Origin of the sequence: Enterobacter chuandaensis (assembly GCF_003594915.1) — a bacterium.
GTDB lineage: Bacteria > Pseudomonadota > Gammaproteobacteria > Enterobacterales > Enterobacteriaceae > Enterobacter > Enterobacter chuandaensis.
In genome coordinates this window covers 239,366-257,215 of the sequence record NZ_QZCS01000004.1, presented here as the reverse complement: position 1 = coordinate 257,215, position 17,850 = coordinate 239,366, and the positions used below count along the sequence as shown (strand labels likewise).

12 protein-coding genes are annotated in these 17,850 nt (G+C 57.3%); 4 read left to right on the top strand and 8 right to left on the bottom strand.

Features of this window, described 5'->3' with window-relative positions; all coding sequences use genetic code 11:
- Positions 1 to 8: 8 nt before the first annotated feature.
- The 6 genes from narI to D5066_RS08780 form a co-directional block, all read right to left on the bottom strand.
- Positions 9 to 689, bottom strand: coding sequence for a respiratory nitrate reductase subunit gamma (narI, locus tag D5066_RS08805; RefSeq protein ID WP_080329198.1), 681 nt, complete (start codon positions 687 to 689; stop codon positions 9 to 11).
- Positions 686 to 1,381, bottom strand: coding sequence for a nitrate reductase molybdenum cofactor assembly chaperone (gene narW, locus D5066_RS08800; protein WP_119915705.1), 696 nt, complete (start codon positions 1,379 to 1,381; stop codon positions 686 to 688). Before narW ends, narI begins: the two co-directional genes overlap by 4 nt.
- Positions 1,381 to 2,925: a nitrate reductase subunit beta gene (gene narH / locus D5066_RS08795; protein WP_119915704.1), complete on the bottom strand. Its 1,545-nt coding sequence runs from the start codon at positions 2,923 to 2,925 to the stop codon at positions 1,381 to 1,383. Before narH ends, narW begins: the two co-directional genes overlap by 1 nt.
- Positions 2,922 to 6,662, bottom strand: a complete 3,741-nt coding sequence (locus D5066_RS08790; protein ID WP_119915703.1) for a nitrate reductase subunit alpha — start codon at positions 6,660 to 6,662, stop codon at positions 2,922 to 2,924. The genes narH and D5066_RS08790 overlap by 4 nt, the downstream gene beginning before the upstream one ends.
- Positions 6,663 to 6,729: 67 nt before the next feature.
- The gene (locus tag D5066_RS08785) at positions 6,730 to 8,115 is read right to left on the bottom strand and encodes a NarK family nitrate/nitrite MFS transporter (protein WP_119915702.1); all 1,386 of its coding nucleotides are present in this window, start codon (positions 8,113 to 8,115) and stop codon (positions 6,730 to 6,732) included.
- 210 nt (positions 8,116 to 8,325) lie between these two features.
- A complete protein-coding gene (locus tag D5066_RS08780) occupies positions 8,326 to 8,901 on the bottom strand; it encodes a TetR family transcriptional regulator (RefSeq protein ID WP_119915701.1) in 576 nt (191 codons plus the stop codon).
- A 117-nt stretch (positions 8,902 to 9,018) separates the two neighbouring features.
- On the opposite strand from D5066_RS08780, the gene D5066_RS08775 reads away from it, so the two are divergent.
- The gene (locus tag D5066_RS08775; RefSeq protein WP_119915700.1) at positions 9,019 to 10,506 is read left to right on the top strand and encodes an MFS transporter; all 1,488 of its coding nucleotides are present in this window, start codon (positions 9,019 to 9,021) and stop codon (positions 10,504 to 10,506) included.
- Between the two features lie 59 nt (positions 10,507 to 10,565).
- On the opposite strand, the gene D5066_RS08770 is transcribed toward D5066_RS08775, so the two are convergent.
- Together D5066_RS08770 and yddG are read right to left on the bottom strand one after the other, a co-directional pair.
- On the bottom strand, positions 10,566 to 11,675 hold the full coding sequence (locus D5066_RS08770; protein WP_061098128.1) for a porin OmpC: 1,110 nt from the start codon (positions 11,673 to 11,675) through the stop codon (positions 10,566 to 10,568).
- 475 nt (positions 11,676 to 12,150) lie between these two features.
- Positions 12,151 to 13,029 (bottom strand): aromatic amino acid DMT transporter YddG, encoded by an 879-nt coding sequence (yddG, locus tag D5066_RS08765; protein ID WP_119915699.1) that lies wholly within the window; start codon positions 13,027 to 13,029, stop codon positions 12,151 to 12,153.
- A 221-nt stretch (positions 13,030 to 13,250) separates the two neighbouring features.
- Between yddG and fdnG the strand changes: the two genes are divergently transcribed.
- From fdnG to fdnI, 3 genes are read left to right on the top strand one after another with little or no spacing between them, the layout of a single operon-like run.
- On the top strand, positions 13,251 to 16,298 hold the full coding sequence (gene fdnG, locus D5066_RS08760; protein WP_119915698.1) for a formate dehydrogenase-N subunit alpha: 3,048 nt from the start codon (positions 13,251 to 13,253) through the stop codon (positions 16,296 to 16,298).
- A gap of 11 nt (positions 16,299 to 16,309) precedes the next feature.
- Positions 16,310 to 17,194, top strand: a complete 885-nt coding sequence (gene fdxH / locus D5066_RS08755; protein ID WP_080329189.1) for a formate dehydrogenase subunit beta — start codon at positions 16,310 to 16,312, stop codon at positions 17,192 to 17,194.
- Positions 17,187 to 17,843: a formate dehydrogenase-N subunit gamma gene (gene fdnI / locus D5066_RS08750; protein ID WP_080329188.1), complete on the top strand. Its 657-nt coding sequence runs from the start codon at positions 17,187 to 17,189 to the stop codon at positions 17,841 to 17,843. Before fdxH ends, fdnI begins: the two co-directional genes overlap by 8 nt.
- Positions 17,844 to 17,850 lie beyond the last annotated feature (7 nt).

The window sequence follows — 17,850 nt, the reverse complement described above, 5'->3', positions numbered from 1 at the left end:
CGACAAAATCAACGGCGCGATCTCACCACCTGGTATCGCCGGGTGAAATACTCAAACGGCGCGCTCCACACATGCACCAGACGGGTGAACGGGAAGATAAGGAAAATCGTCATCCCCAGCACCAGATGAACGCGGAAGATCGGCGCGACGCCGCTCAACATCTCCGACGAGCCCCCCTTGAACGTCACGATCCCCTGCGCCCAGCCGACCAGCTTCATCATCTCGCTTCCGTCAGGATACTGGGCGGAGAAAGGAATGGTCGACAGCCCCAGGATGCACTGGATCAGCAGGATACTCATGATGATGATATCCGGCGTGGTGGAGGTAGCGCGCACCCGCTGGTTGAACAGGCGGCGGTAAAGCAGCATTGACCCGCCAATCAGCGTCAGCACGCCGCAAATCCCGCCCGCGATCATGGCTAACTGCTGTTTCACCGCGACGGGTAAAAACCAGGCGTACATCCAGTGCGGGGTTAACATGCCGAACAGGTGACCGAAGAAGATCCCCAGAATGCCGATATGAAACAGGTTCGAGCCCCAGTTCATGCCGCGCTTGCTGAGCATCTGGCTTGACGAGGCGCGCCAGGTGTACTGCCCGTAGTCGTAGCGCAGCCAGCTGCCGAGGAAAAACACGGTGGCGCAGATGTAGGGGTAAATGTCATAGAAAAACACGTTCAGGTAATGGATCATTTTGGGCCTCCGGCGCTGACGTCCACGTACTGCGGCGCGACGTCCTGGCTAAAGCGTCGTTGATATTGCTGCATCGGCGAGCTGTCGCACGATGTGGCGTTGTCTTCGATAAACTTCACCTGTTCCTCTTCCCACACGGCATCCAGCGCCTGGCGGGTATCATCCCGTTTTTCACCGGACACCTGTTTCGCCACGCTGTCGCTGGAAAGCCGCGTACCGGCCAGCGTCAGCAGGGCATCAAACAGCTGATAGTGCGCCACGCCGCGCTGCTTCAGACGGCCGCCAATCAGGGCCAGGATCGGCGCGACGTTTTGCAACCCTTCGCGCGCCTCGTCGTCTGAAACGATGCTCAGGTATTCCAGATAGAGCGGGAGATAGTCCGGCAACTCCCGACAGTCCAGCTGTAGCCCGGCTTTCTCGTACTGGCCCATCAGGTCAACCATCGCCTGACCACGGTCGCGGGACTCGGCGTGTACGTGCTCGAACAGCAGCAGGGACGTTGCGCGCCCCCGCTCGAAGACTTCACACCATTCGGCCTGCTTATCCAGCAGCGGGGCGCTCAGATGCTGCTGCGCAAACGGCAGCAGCATGGGCGCGTCCTGTTGAACCAGGGAAAGCGCCTCATCGCGGTTTTCCCACAGCAGTTCATCGGGATACTCAATCAGCAGCGCGATGATTTTGAGGATTTGCATTATTCTCCCTCCCCGTGTTCGCGCACCTCGGTGATGTTGATCGCGTCGATACGGCTGCTGTTAAAGAGGTTGAATTTGGTGTCGGAGCCGTGGCAACCGTCGCCAAAGGTGAAGCCGCAGCCGTTTTTCTCCGGGAAGGCGTCGCGCGCCATTTCGCGGTGGCTGGTTGGGATCACGAAGCGGTCTTCGTAGTTCGCGATGGCGAGATAGCGGTACATCTCCTCAACCTGCGCTTCGGTCAGGCCCACTTCTTCAATGGCGCGGGTATCGGTCACGCCTTCCACGGTCTGGGAGCGTTTATAGTGGCGCATCGCCATCATGCGCTTCAGGGCGCGCAGCACCGGGCCGGTATCGCCCGCGCTGAGCATATTTGCCAGGTACTGCACCGGAATGCGCAGGCTTTCCACGGCAGGCAGAACGCCGTCGCTCTGCGGCAGGCCGCCTGCGTCCGCGTAGGACTGAATCGGCGACAGCGGAGGCACGTACCAGACCATCGGCAGGGTGCGGTATTCCGGGTGCAGCGGCAGGGCGAGCTTCCAGTCCATCGCCATTTTGTAGACCGGCGAACGCTGGGCGGCGTCAATCACGTTCTGCGGAATGCCCTGTTTCAGCGCTTCCTCAATCACCGCCGGATCGTTCGGGTTAAGGAACACGTCGCACTGGCGTTCGTACAGATCGGTCTCATGCTCGGTGCTGGCGGCCTCTTCAATGCGGTCCGCGTCGTACAGCAGCACGCCGAGATAGCGGATGCGCCCGACACAGGTTTCCGAGCAGACGGTCGGCTGGCCGGACTCAATGCGCGGGTAGCAGAAGATGCATTTTTCTGACTTGCCGCTTTTCCAGTTGAAGTAGATTTTCTTGTACGGGCAGCCGCTGATGCACAGACGCCAGCCACGGCATTTGTCCTGGTCAATCAGCACAATGCCGTCCTCTTCGCGCTTGTAAATCGCGCCGCTCGGGCAGGTAGCCACGCAGCTCGGGTTCAGACAGTGCTCGCACAGGCGCGGCAGGTACATCATGAAGGTGTTTTCGAACTGGCCGTACATCTCCTTCTGGATCTTCTGGAAGTTGCGGTCGCGGGCGCGTTTTTCGAACTCGCCGCCCAGCAGCTCCTCCCAGTTGGGGCCCCAGACGATTTTGTCCATCCGCTTGCCGTCAATCAGTGAACGGGGGCGGGCGGTAGGGAGGTGATCGCCCTCCGGCGCGCGGTGCAGATCCTGATAGTCAAAGGTGAAGGGCTCGTAATAATCATCAATCTGCGGCAGAACGGGGTTGGCGAAAATTTTCGACAGCACGCCCATCTTGCCACCGAGGCGCGGGGTCAGCTTACCGTGAATGCCACGGATCCAGCCGCCTTGCCACTCGTCCTGATCTTCCCAGTTTTTCGGATAGCCAATCCCCGGCTTGGTCTCCACGTTGTTAAACCACGCATACTCCATCCCTTCACGCCCGGTCCAGACGTTCTTACAGGTGACCGAGCAGGTGTGGCAGCCAATGCATTTATCAAGATTCAGAACCATGCCAACCTGTGAGCGTATTTTCATTTTTTCGCCTCCTGTACCTGATCCCGACCTTCGCCGTCCAGCCAGTTAATGTTTTTCATTTTGCGGATCATGATGAACTCGTCGCGGTTCGAGCCGACGGTGCCGTAATAGTTAAAGCTGTACGCCAGCTGGGCGTAGCCGCCGATCATGTGCGTCGGTTTCGGGCAGACGCGGGTAACCGAGTTGTGGATCCCGCCGCGCCGTCCGGTCACTTCCGAGCCCGGGATGTTCAGGATGCGCTCCTGGGCGTGGTACATCATGGTCATACCCGGCGGCACGCGCTGGCTGACCACCGCACGGGCGGTGAGGGCGCCGTTGGCGTTGAAGGCTTCGATCCAGTCGTTGTCCTCAATGCCCAGCTCGCGCGCGTCGGTTTCGCTGATCCAGACGATAGGCCCGCCGCGCGACAGGGTCTGCATCAGCAGGTTTTCGCTGTAGGTGGAGTGAATGCCCCATTTCTGGTGCGGCGTCAGGAAGTTGAGCGCTTTTTCCGGGAAGCCGTTCGGCGGGATCTCGCGCATATGGCTGACGCTGCGGGTGTCAATCGGCGGACGATAGGCCACCAGGCTCTCACCAAAGGCGCGCATCCACGGATGATCCTGATACAGCTGCTGGCGGCCTGAAATCGTGCGCCACGGGATCAGCTCGTGGACGTTGGTATAGCCTGCGTTATAGGAGACGTGCTCGCTCTCAAGTCCGGACCAGGTCGGGCTGGAGATGATTTTGCGCGGCTGCGCCTGAATGTCGCGGAAGCGGATCTTCTCGTCTTCCTTGTTCAGCGCCAGATGGGTGTGGTCGCGCCCGGTCAGTTCCCCGAGCGCTTCCCAGGCCTTCACCGCCACCTGACCGTTGGTTTCGGGTGCCAGAGCGAGGATCACCTCGGAGGCATCAATGGCGGTTTCAATGCGCGGGCGGCCTTTGGCCGGGCCGTCGAGCTTGACGTAGTTCAGCTTGCCGAGGAAATCGACCTCGTTCTGCGTGTTCCACGAAATGCCTTTTCCGCCATTGCCGAGCTTGTCCATCAGCGGGCCGAGGGCGGTGAAGCGTTCGTAAGTTTCCGGGTAGTTACGTTCGACCACGGCGATGTTCGGCGCCGTTTTGCCTGGGAGAAGATCGCATTCGCCTTTGCGCCAGTCCTGAATATCAAACGGCTGCGACAGCTCCGCCGGGGAGTCATGCTGCAGCGGCTGTAGCACCACGTCGGTTTCGGTACCCAGATGGCCAACGCACACCTCGGAGAAGACTTTGGCGATGCCTTTGTAGATCTCCCAGTCGCTGCGCGATTCCCACGCCGGGTCAACGGCGGCGGAGAGCGGGTGAATAAACGGATGCATGTCCGAGGTATTCATGTCGTCTTTTTCATACCAGGTGGCGGTCGGCAGGACGATATCCGAGAACAGGCAGGTGCTGGACATGCGGAAATCGAGCGTCACCAGCAGGTCGAGCTTGCCCTCGATGGCGGCAGTTTGCCACTCCACCTCTTCAGGCTTCACGTCGTCCGTTGAGCCTAAGTCTTCACCCTGAATGCCGCTCTCGGTGCCGAGCAGGTATTTCAGCATGTACTCATGGCCTTTCCCGGACGAGCCGAGCAGGTTAGAGCGCCAGACGAACAGGTTGCGCGGGTGGTTCTTACCGTTGTCCGGCTGTTCGCAGGCGAAGCGGATATCGCCGGATTTTAACGCCTGAACGGTGTACTCCTGCGGCGTCATGCCCGCCGCATCCGCACGCGCCTTCACGTGAAGCGGGTTAAGGTTGAGCTGCGGGGCCGAAGGTAGCCAGCCCATGCGCTCGGCGCGGACGTTGAAATCGATCAGGTGTCCGGTGAATTTCGAGGCATCCGCCAGCGGGGAGAGCAGTTCTTGCGCGGTCAGCTTCTCGTAGCGCCACTGGCTGGCATGGTTGTAGAAGAAGGAGGTGCTGTTCATCTGGCGCGGCGGGCGGTTCCAGTCCAGCGCGAAGGCCAGCGGCAGCCAGCCGGTTTGCGGGCGCAGCTTCTCCTGGCCGACATAGTGCGACCAGCCGCCGCCGCTCTGCCCGACGCAGCCGCAGAAGACCAGCATGTTGATCATCCCGCGGTAGTTCATGTCCATGTGGTACCAGTGGTTCACCCCGGCACCGAGGATGATCATCGAACGACCGTGCGTTTTGTGCGCCGTGTCGGCGAACTCGCGGGCGATCTTTTCGATCAGGTACGCGGGCACGCCGGTGAGCTGCGCGCCCCAGGCGGGCGTGTAGGCTTTGATCTGGTCATAGCTGTCTGCGGCGTTACTGTCTTCCAGACCGCGATCGAGACCGTAGTTAGCCAGCACCAGATCGTAAACGCTGACCACCCGTTTCTGGCTGCCGTCGGAGAGCGTCAGGGTTTTGCTCGGCACGCGGCGCGTCAGCACCGGCTCCTGCTTCACGCTGCGGAAATGCGGGTTTTCGTTGCCGCCAAAGTAGGGGAAGGCGACGTCCGCCACGCTGTCGTGGGTAATGAGCAGAGAAAGCGTCAGCTCGGTTTCCTGTCCTGCGGCAAGCGATTCCAGGTTCCATTTGCCTTTTTCTCCCCAGCGGAAGCCAATCGAGCCGTTTGGCACCACCAGGTTACCGGCAATATCAAAGGCGACAGTTTTCCACTCCGGGTTATTGGCTTCCCCCAGCCCGTCGACGAGGTCGGAGGCGCGCAGCATCCGGCCCGGCACCACGCGACCGTCTGCCTGCTCGTCCAGCAGCACGAGCATCGGCATGTCGGTGTAGCGGCGGCAGTAGTTCAGGAAGTAATCGCTCGGGTTATCGAGGTGGAACTCTTTGAGGATCACGTGGCCCATCGCCATGGCGAGGGCGCTGTCGGTGCCCTGTTTGGGGGCCAGCCACTGGTCGCTCAGCTTCGCTACCTCCGAGAAGTCCGGCGTGATGGCGACGGTTTTGGTCCCCTTGTAGCGCACCTCGGTGAAGAAGTGGGCGTCCGGAGTACGCGTCTGCGGCACGTTCGAGCCCCAGGCGATAATGTAGCTGGAGTTGTACCAGTCGGCGGACTCCGGCACGTCGGTCTGCTCGCCCCAGGTCATCGGCGACGCGGGTGGCAGGTCGCAGTACCAGTCGTAGAAGCTCAGGCAGGTGCCGCCCAGCAGGGAAAGATAGCGCGTACCGGCGGCGTAAGAGACCATCGACATCGCCGGAATAGGGGAGAAACCGGCCACGCGGTCCGGGCCGTAATTTTTGATGGTCCAGACGTTAGCGGCGGCAATTAGCTGGTTTAGCTCTTTCCAGTTCGAGCGGATAAACCCGCCTTTACCGCGTGCCTTCCTGTAGCTCTGCGCCTTTTGCGGATCGTGTTGGATGGCATCCCAGGCCAGCACCGGATCGGTATGCTGCGCCAGCGCCTCGCGCCAGAGCTCAATCAGCCGACGGCGCACCAGCGGGTATTTAAGACGGTTGGCGCTGTAGAGATACCATGAGTAGCTTGCGCCACGCGGGCAGCCGCGCGGCTCGTGGTTGGGCAGGTCAGGGCGGGTGCGGGGGTAGTCGGTCTGCTGGGTTTCCCAGGTCACCAGGCCGTTTTTGACATAAATCTTCCAGCTGCAGGAGCCGGTACAGTTTACGCCGTGGGTGGATCGCACAATCTTGTCGAACTGCCAGCGCTGGCGGTAGCTGTCCTCCCAGTCGCGGTTGGTGTGGTACACCTGCCCGTGCCCATCGGCGAAACTGTCGCCTTTTGTTTTGAAGTAACGGAAGCGGTCCAACAGTTTGCTCATGACATTTCTCCTGCTTCGATAGCATGGCCGGAGGGTGCTGCATCACGCTCCGGCGAAGATGTAGTTTTTATTTTTGTGCGGATTTGCGGCCATACACCAGCCAGGTGACGAGCACGCAGACGATGTAAAACACGAGGAAGACTTTCATGGCTCCGACCGGCGATCCGGTCATCGCCAGCGATGTACCAAAGGCTTTAGGGATGAAGAACCCGCCAACGGCACCGATGGCGGAGATAAAGCCCAGCGCGGCGGCGGTCTCCGTCACCGCTTCGTGCTGTGCCTGTTCATCTGTGCCACCCTGCTTTTTGACGCGGTCGAGGGTGATCTGGCGGAAGATAATCGCGATCATCTGGAAGGTCGATCCGCTGCCCAGCCCGGCGGTGAGGAACAGGCCCATAAACACCAGATAGAAGGCGACAAAGCTGCCGGAGCCAGAGCCGGGTAGCGTCAGGAAGATCAGGGCGCTGAAGATGGCCATAAAGATAAAATTAATCAGCGTGACGCGCACGCCGCCCAGCCTGTCCGAGATCATCCCGCCCGCGGAGCGTGCCAGCGCGCCGATCAGGGGGCCAAAGAAGGCGAGGTGGAGGATGTTCACGTCCGGGAACTGGGTTTTCGACAGCATGGCAAAGCCCGCCGAGAATCCAATAAACGAGCCGAAGGTCGCGAGATAAAGCAGGCTCAACAGCCAGAGATGGAAGCGCTTAAGCACCGGAAGCTGGCTGGCGATGGAGGCTTTTGAGCTGGCGATATCGTTCATGCCAAAAAACGCCGCAAGGGTTGCCAGAAGCAGCAGTGGCGCCCAGATCCAGGCCGCGTTGCCCAGCCACATCGTTGAGCCGTCCTCCTGCGGTACGCCGTGCACGCCGAGGAAGGTAAACATCGGCAGGAAGATGACCAGCGGCGCAACCAGCTGCATGACGCTGACGCCCAGGTTGCCCAGCCCGCCGTTGATGCCCAGCGCGCTGCCCTGTCTGGCTTTCGGGAAGAAGAAACTGATGTTGCCCATGCTGGAGGCAAAGTTAGCCCCAGCGAAACCGCAGAGCAGGGCAATGACAATAAAGACCCAGTAAGGCGTAGCGTTGTCCTGAATGGCAATCCCCAGCCAGACGCAGGGAATAATCAGGATGACGGTGCTCAATACCGTCCAGTAACGCCCGCCAAATATCGGCACCATAAACGAGTAGGGGACGCGCAATATCGCGCCGGAGAGAGAAGGTAATGCCGTTAGCATAAAAAGCTGATCGGTGGTGAAATTAAAACCGACTTTATTCAGGTTGACCGCGATGGCGCTAAATAACATCCAGACGCAAAACGCTAATAGCAGGCAAGCTACCGAAATCCATAGGTTTCTTCGTGCGATATGTTTTCCTTTATTCTCCCAAAATTGCGCATTTTCAGGTTTCCAGTTACTCAACAGATGTGGGTTACTCTTTTCACTTTGTTGCGACATATCGCCCTCTTGCTTACCATAATGGAGAGAAAAATGAAGTTAAAACAAAAAGATGAGTGGGAGTGTGTTATTGGTTTTTTTGGATGCTTTGGGATACATCTGAAAGGATAGATAAAAAAGCGAACCCCTGAGATTAGAATGGAAATAAGGGCTCGCTTAATGTGTTACTAATTGTAACATTCTGCGGAAATTAATACTCCGGAAGGAGTATTAAAACAATTCCAGGGTGATAAGTTTGTCGAGATGCTTATTAAATGCCGCATCGTCCATTTCGGGCATATTTAATATGGTGATCCCATCCAGGCCACAAACCAGCCCTATCAAACGCCAGGCAATATTTTCCGCCCGATCGTTAAGCGTGAACGCGTTGGCATCTGCCCCGGCGCGGATAATCGCCACGGTCTCCTGGTGCCACATCTCCATGGTCAGGACATAAGCCGCTTTGATCTCGGGATCCCGGCTGGCGAGGATTTGTGCTTCCCGCCACAGGCGGATGTAGGGTTCAAACCCACCGTCGTCGCTGCCGAGCATGCTGTGCAGCCGTTCCCGCCAGCTGGCGTTTTCACCCACCACCTCGGCATCCAGTAACTCGCGGATCAGGCGCACAAACGCCAGTGATTTTAACTCACCGCCAGAGGCAAAGTGGTGGTGGACCTGCCCGGTTGCGACGCCCGCTTCTGCAGCAATGCGCCGTACCGTCATGGCGGCCAGCCCCTCGGCCAGCGCCACGCGCATCGCGGCCTGCAGGATCGCTTCCCGCCGCTCTTCCTTGCTCAAATATCGCATTTATTTCTACTCTCAATGGGAATGAAACGAGTGTAACAAAAAGCTGGACATGCGTTCAACATTCCGTAGGATCGCATCCTGGACATGTGTCCATGAATGAAAATGATAAGGAAATTTATGTTTCGTCAGTGGTTAGCGTTAGTAATTATCGTGCTGGTGTACATCCCGGTGGCGATTGACGCGACGGTGCTGCACGTGGCGGCGCCAACATTGAGCATGACGCTGGGCGCCAGCGGTAACGAATTGTTGTGGATCATCGATATTTACTCGCTGGTGATGGCGGGGATGGTGCTGCTGATGGGCGCGCTGGGTGACCGCATTGGTTTTAAACGGCTGCTGATGATCGGCAGCACGCTGTTTGGCCTGTCGTCCCTGGCGGCCGCGTTTGCACCTTCTGCAGGATGGCTGATTGCGGCGCGCGCCTCGCTGGCGATTGGTGCCGCGATGATCATTCCCGCCACCCTGGCAGGGATCCGCACGCTGTTTCTCGACGCGCGGGATCGTAACATCGCGCTTGGCGTCTGGGCGGCGGTCGGTTCCGGTGGGGCGGCGTTTGGCCCGCTGATTGGCGGTATGCTGCTGGAGCACTTCTACTGGGGCTCGGTGTTTTTGATCAACGTGCCGATTGTGCTTATCGTCGTTACCCTTGCCGCGCGCTTTGTTCCGCAGCAGGAAGGGCGTCCTGAGCAGCCGTTAAATATCAGCCACGCGATCATGCTGATTGTGGCCATTCTGCTGCTGGTTTATAGCGCCAAAACCGCGTTGAAGGGCGCGCTGTCGCCGTGGCTGGTGGCATGCACCTTGCTCACGGGAGCCGCGATGCTGTTTATTTTCGTGCGCATTCAGCTGCGCGCCCGCGTGCCGATGATCGACATGCGCCTGTTCTGCCACCGCATCATTTTAAGCGGCGTGGTGATGGCGATGACGGCGATGATCGCCCTGGTGGGCTTTGAGCTGCTGATGGCGCAGGAGCTGCAGTTTGTCCACGGCTTTACCCCGTTCGAGGCGGGAATGTTTATGCTCCCGGTGATGGTGGCAAGCGGATTCAGCGGGCCGATTGCCGGTGTGCTGGTGGGCCGCCTGGGGCTGCGCATTGTCGCAGCCGGGGGGATGGGGCTCAGTGCGGTCAGCTTCATCGGCCTGTCAATGCTGGATTTCAGTACGCAACAGTGGCAGGCATGGTGCCTGATGGTGCTACTCGGCTTCAGCGCCGCCAGCGCGCTGCTGGCTTCAACATCGGCAATTATGGCTGCGGCACCGAAAGAGAAAGCGGCTGCCGCCGGGGCGATTGAAACCATGTCCTATGAACTGGGCGCTGGGCTGGGGATCGCGATTTTTGGTCTGCTGCTCACCCGCAGCTTCTCGGCGTCGATTGAACTGCCGAAGGGGCTGAACGCAACGCTCGTCGACAGCGCGTCGTCATCCATTGGTGAGGCGATGAAGGTGGCACAGGAGCTGACGCCAGCGCTGGCGGAGTCGGTGATTGAGGCGGCGAAAGCGGCGTTTATCACCTCCCACAGCGTGGCGCTGGGGAGCGCAGGAGGAATGCTGCTGCTTCTGGCCGTCGGGATTTGGTTTAGCCTGGCAAAGGTAAACTCGCAGTAATACATTTTGCAGAAACAAAAAAAGCCAGCTTACTCAGCTGGCTTTTTCACAGACAAAATTTAGAACTGGTAGGTCAGACCCAGCGCAACGATGTTGTCGGTACCGATACCTGCCTGGCGAGTGAACTGGTTGTCGTCCAGCAGGTTGATTTTATAATCCACGTAGGTGGACATGTTTTTGTTAAAATAGTAGGTGGTGCCAACATCGATGTATTTAACCAGATCCTGGTCGCCGAAGTTCTCGATGTCTTTACCTTTGGACTGCAGGTAGGCGATGGATGGACGCAGACCAAAGTCGAACTGGTACTGAGCCACAACTTCGAAGTTTTGCGCCTTGTTGGCGAAACCGTAAATGTCGCTGCGGTTGCCGTTAGAGGTACCGAAGCGGGTCGCGTTGTAGGTCTGAGAGTACTGCGCGGCAAGGTAGATATTGTTCGCGTCGTACTTCACGCCACCGCTGTACACTTCTGCGCGGTCGCCTTCACCGTATACGCCAGCCGCATTCTGGTCAGCGGTACGTTTGGAGGAAGACATTGCACCCCCGACGCTGAAGCCTTCACCCAGATCGTAAGTCAGGGACGCGCCGTAGCCGTCGCCGTTCTGGTTCAGCAGGCTGCGGCCGTTGGTGTTTTCACCGCTGACGCTGCCGTTTTTACCCTGGTACTGCAGGGCAAAGTTCAGGCCGTCAACCAGACCGAAGAAGTCCTGGTTACGGTAAGTTGCCACGCCGTTTGCACGAGACTGCAGGAAGTTGTCGGCACCGTAGGTGTCACCGCCGAATTCTGGCAGAACGTCGGTCCAGGAAGTCACGTCGTAAATCACGCCGTAGTTACGACCGTAATCGAATGAACCGGCTTCAGCGAACTTCAGACCTGCGAAGGCCACACGCGTCCAGGACTGGTTGTCGCCTTCGTCTTTGTTACCCTGAATCTGGTATTCCCACTGGCCGTAACCGGAGAGCTGATCGTTAACCTGAGTTTCACCCTTGAAGCCGATACGCATGTAGGTTTTATCACCGTCTGCGCCAGCGTCATCAGAGAAATAGTGCAGACCTGTCACTTTACCGTACAGATCCAGCTTGTTACCGTCTTTGTTATAAATTTCAGCGGCGTTTACAACGCCCGCTGCCAACATGGAAGTGACTGCCACTGCAACTAATTTAAGTTTCATCTTAAATATTCCTTATAATTTTTTTCAGTATTTCCTGAACCATTTTGAACGATTTCTAAACGAGGCTGCTCGTCAATGGCACGCTATTTTTAAAAATCTTGTAGTTGTCTTTCAATAATAAGTTTCAAAATATGAGTAATAATTTCATTTAGTGTGATCGAGATCGGATTAATGGCGGCTGAATAAAATGATGTGATGATTATTTAATCAAAAAAAGATTATTTTTCTGGCGGCTACTATGGTGGGTATTATTGCGTTTCGTGTTATTGACGGCGGTAATATTCGCAGGGAAGTAGTTACGCAGCGGTGTCAGGTTATGTCAATTTAATGTCTGGAAACTGACGAAGGGAAGTAATATAAACAGAACATCAACAAACGCACTAATGTTCTGATAAATATATTACGATGTGATCACATATTAAATTTATGTTAATTTTTCTGCCGGGTTTAATCGAACCCGGCAAGCTTCTGAATCTTATTTTCGCGTGGCGTACCAGCAGAGCAACGAGCCTGCGCAGACCATCACTGCGCCTTGCCAGAACGAAAAAGAGAGGGGGGCGCTCAGCAGCGAGGCAGCAAGCGCAGCAGAGAGCACGGGAGTAAAATAGGATACGGCAGCCAGTACGGTGACGTTACCGTGCAGAATGCCAATATTCCATGCCGCATAGCCAAACCCAAGCGCAATGCCGCACATAATGAGTTTCACGATAACCGGAAAGCTGAATACCATTTCAGGCTGATCGCTGACGGCATATTTCACCCACAGGCTCAGCGCAGTGAGCAAAACAAAGAGGGTAATACCGTTTTGCCCTTTGGCAAATTTGGCGGTTACGGTGCAGTAGGCGGCCCAGATAAATGCTCCCGCAAAGGCAAGCGCATAGCTGAGCGGGTTAGAGACGATATTGCGGGTTATTTCATCAATATGTAGCCCTTGCTCACCCCCTAATACCCAACACACGCCGAGCAATGAGATCGCTAAACCAGGAATCACCCACAGCGTTGATTTTTGTCCATTGAACAAAATGGCAAAGAGTATCGTCAGGCTCGGCCAGAGATAATTTACCATTCCTACCTCAATAGCCTGCGGCCTTGATGTGGCATAGCCCAATGACAGCGCCAGACAAATTTCGTAACTGACAAACAGCACGCTGCCTGCAATAAGATACCCGGGTGAAAAACGTTTAATATCAGGAAATCCTACCGTCACCAGGCACAATAATCCGCTGAGGGTGTATATCATCGCCGCGCCGCCGACGGGCCCCAGCCCTTCGCTTACGCTACGAATCAGGCCCACCATTGTGCTCCATAACAGTATCGCCGCCAGTCCCGTTAGCGTTGCTCTCTTTCTGTCCATTTCGTCTTCATCGCTAATAAATTCAAAGGAAAAATGTATAGCATTAATCCAGACCCTGTCGCGAATAATTCTCTCAAGGGTTTAACCCTAAAGGATTATTCAAACACGGTAGCGCTGACTATTAAGGGGGCGAAGTCGGGAGACCTTGATTTGACGCAAAAAAAACAGGGGCTTTGCTGTTAGTTTGCGGCGCGAAGTCTTATCAGATAACGAGGACAACAATGGACGTCAGCCGCAGACAATTTTTCAAAATCTGCGCGGGCGGTATGGCCGGAACAACAGCCGCAATGCTGGGATTTGCTCCCAAAATGGCGCTGGCTCAGGCACGCAACTATAAGCTGCTGCGCGCGAAAGAGATCCGTAACACCTGCACATACTGTTCCGTAGGTTGTGGGCTTTTGATGTATAGCCTGGGCGATGGCGCGAAGAACGCCAGAGAAGCGATTTACCATATTGAAGGGGATCCGGATCATCCGGTGAGTCGCGGGGCATTATGCCCGAAAGGGGCGGGCCTGCTGGATTATGTCCACAGTGAAAACCGCCTCCGCTACCCGGAATACCGCGCGCCGGGTTCGGATAAATGGCAGCGCATCTCCTGGGATGAGGCCTTCTCCCGCATTGCCAAATTAATGAAAGCCGACCGCGACGCCAACTTTATTGAAAAGAACGCGCAGGGCGTAACGGTTAACCGCTGGTTATCCACCGGCATGTTATGCGCCTCTGCGGCAAGCAATGAAACCGGCATGCTGACGCAAAAATTTGTGCGCTCTCTCGGCATGCTGGCGGTAGACAACCAGGCGCGCGTCTGACACGGACCAACGGTAGCAAGTCTTGCTCCAACATTTGGTCGCGGTGCGATGACCAACCACTGGGTTGATATCAAAAACGCTAACGTCGTGGTGGTAATGGGCGGTAATGCTGCAGAAGCCCATCCGGTGGGATTCCGCTGGGCGATGGAAGCGAAAAACAACAACGATGCGACGCTTATCGTCGTCGATCCGCGCTTTACGCGTACGGCATCGGTGGCCGATATCTATGCGCCAATCCGCTCCGGTACGGACATTACGTTCCTGTCCGGCGTTCTGCTGTACCTGATCGAAAACAACAAAATTAACGCGGAATACGTTAAGCATTACACCAACGCGAACCTGCTGGTGCGGGATGATTTTGCCTTCGATGACGGGCTGTTCAGCGGCTATGACGCCGAAAAACGCCAGTACGACAAAACGTCCTGGAACTATCAGTTCGATGAAAACGGCTATGCGATGCGGGATGAAACGCTGACGCACCCGCGCTGCGTGTGGAACCTGCTGAAGCAGCACGTTTCCCGCTATACGCCGGACGTGGTGGAGAACATCTGCGGCACGCCGAAGGCGGACTTCCTGAAAGTGTGCGAGGTGCTGGCCTCCACCAGCGCCGCAGACAGAACCACCACATTCCTGTATGCACTGGGCTGGACGCAGCACACCGTTGGGGCGCAGAACATCCGCACCATGGCGATGATCCAGCTGCTGCTCGGTAACATGGGGATGGCGGGTGGCGGCGTGAACGCGCTGCGCGGTCACTCCAATATTCAGGGGCTCACCGATCTCGGTCTGCTCTCCACCAGCCTGCCGGGCTACCTGACGCTGCCGTCGGAAAAGCAGGCCGATCTGCAAACGTATCTTGAGGCCAATACGCCAAAAGCAACGCTGCCGGACCAGGTGAACTACTGGAGCAACTATCCGAAGTTCTACGTCAGCCTGATGAAATCCTTCTACGGCGACGCGGCGCAGAAAGAGAACGACTGGGGCTTTGAGTGGCTGCCGAAATGGGACCAGGCTTACGACGTCATCAAGTATTTCAATATGATGGATAAGGGTAACGTCACGGGGTATATCTGCCAGGGCTTTAACCCGGTGGCCTCCTTCCCTGACAAAAACATAGTCGTTCGTAGCCTGAGCAAGCTGAAGTACATGGTCGTTATCGATCCGTTGGTGACCGAGACCTCCACCTTCTGGCAGAACCACGGTGAATCAAACGATGTCGATCCGGCGTCGATTCAGACCGAAGTGTTCCGCCTGCCGTCCACCTGCTTTGCGGAAGAGGACGGCTCTATTGCCAACTCCGGCCGCTGGCTGCAGTGGCACTGGAAAGGGCAGGACGCACCGGGCGAAGCGCGTAACGACGGTGAGATCCTGGCCGGGATTTACCATCGCCTGCGCGAAATGTACCGCACCGAAGGCGGCAAAGGCGCTGAACCGCTGCTGAAGATGAGCTGGCACTACAAGCAGCCGGATCGTCCGGAGTCTGAGGAAGTCGCCAAAGAGAACAACGGCGTGGCGCTGGCGGATCTCTATGACGCCAGCGGCAACCTGGTGGCGAAGAAAGGCCAGCTGCTGAACAGCTTTGCGCTGCTGCGTGACGACGGTACCACGGCATCATCCTGCTGGATCTACACCGGCAGTTGGACGGAGCAGGGTAACCAGATGGCGAACCGCGATAACGCTGACCCGTCAGGTCTGGGCAACACGCTGGGCTGGGCCTGGGCGTGGCCGCTTAACCGTCGCGTGCTGTACAACCGCGCCTCGGCGGATATCAACGGCAAGCCGTGGGATCCGAAGCGCATGCTGATCCAGTGGAACGGGGCGAAGTGGACGGGGAACGACATCCCGGACTATAACACCGCCGCACCGGGCAGCAACACCGGGCCGTTCATCATGCAGCCGGAAGGGCTGGGGCGCCTGTTTGCCCTCAACAAGCTGGCGGAAGGGCCGTTCCCGGAACACTACGAGCCGATGGAAACGCCGCTCGGCACTAACCCGCTGCACCCGAACGTGGTCTCCAGCCCGGTGGTGCGCATCTACGAAGAGGACGTGCTGCGTCTGGGCAAAAAGGACAAATTCCCGTACGTGGGGACGACCTACCGCCTGACCGAGCATTTCCATACCTGGACCAAGCACGCGCGGCTTAACGCCATCGCGCAGCCGGAACAGTTTGTGGAGATAAGCGAAACGCTGGCGAAGGCGAAAGGCATTACCAACGGCGACCGCGTTAAGGTGAGCAGCAAGCGCGGCTTTATTCGCGCGGTGGCGGTGGTGACCCGTCGTTTGCAAAGTCTGAACGTGCACGGCCAGCAGGTTGAAACCGTCGGCATCCCGCTGCACTGGGGCTTTGAGGGGGTGGCGCAGAAAGGTTACATCGCCAACACCCTGACGCCAAACGTCGGCGATTCGAACTCGCAAACGCCGGAGTACAAGGCGTTTCTGGTCAACATCGAGAAAGCGTAAGGAGCGATTAAATGGCGATGGAAACACAAGACATTATTAAACGCTCCGCGACCAACCCGATAACCCCCGCGCCCCGCGCGCGGGACTACAAGGCAGAAGTCGCCAAGCTGATCGACGTCTCCTCCTGCGTAGGCTGTAAAGCTTGCCAGGTGGCCTGTTCGGAGTGGAACGATATCCGCGACGAGGTGGGGCACTGCGTTGGGGTCTACGACAATCCGGCGGATCTGAGCGCCAAATCCTGGACGGTGATGCGCTTTAGCGAAACCGACCAGAACGGCAAGCTGGAGTGGCTGATCCGCAAAGACGGCTGCATGCATTGTGAAGATCCGGGCTGCCTGAAGGCGTGCCCGTCTGCCGGGGCGATTATTCAGTACGCTAACGGGATCGTCGACTTCCAGCAGGATAACTGCATCGGCTGCGGCTACTGCATCGCGGGCTGTCCGTTTAATATCCCACGCCTCAATAAAGAGGATAACCGGGTATATAAATGCACCCTGTGCGTGGACCGCGTCAGCGTCGGGCAGGAGCCTGCCTGCGTGAAGACCTGTCCCACCGGCGCGATCCACTTCGGCACCAAGAAAGAGATGCTCGACGTGGCGCAAGAGCGTGTGGACAAGCTGAAAGCGCGCGGCTACGACAAGGCGGGCATTTACAACCCGCAGGGCGTGGGCGGTACGCACGTGATGTACGTTCTGCATCACAACGACCAACCGGAGCTGTACCACAATCTGCCGAAGGAACCGGCGATCGACACGTCGATCAACCTGTGGAAAGGGGCGCTCAAACCGCTCTCAGCGGCGGGCTTTATCGCTACCTTTGCCGGGCTGATTTATCACTACATCGGTATCGGGCCAAACAAAGAGGTGGATGACGATGAGGAGGAACACCATGAGTAAGTCGAAAATGATCGTGCGCACGAAGTTTATCGACCGCGCCTGTCACTGGACGGTGGTGATCTGCTTCTTCCTGGTGGCGGTGTCGGGGATTTCGTTCTTCTTCCCGACGCTGCAGTGGCTGACCGAAACCTTCGGTACGCCGCAGATGGGGCGCATTCTGCATCCGTTCTTCGGCGTGCTGATTTTCGTGGTGCTGATGTTTATGTTCGTGCGCTTTGTCCATCACAACATCCCGGACAAACAGGACATTCCGTGGCTGAAAGGGATTGTCGAAGTTCTGAAGGGCAACGAGCATAAAGTCGCGAAGGTAGGCAAGTATAACGCCGGGCAGAAGATGATGTTCTGGACCATCATGAGCATGATTTTTGTGCTGCTGGTGACCGGGGTGATTATCTGGCGTCCGTATTTTGCGCACTATTTCCCGATTCAGGTGATTCGCTACGCGCTGCTGATCCACGCCACGTCGGCCATTATTCTGATCCACGCAATCCTGATCCATATGTATATGGCGTTCTGGGTTAAAGGCTCGATTAAAGGCATGATTGAAGGGAAGGTGAGCCGCCGCTGGGCGCAGAAACACCACCCGCGCTGGTACCGTGATGTCGAGCGGCTGGAAGCGAAACAGGAAAGTACGGAAGGGATCAAGTAAGACCTGC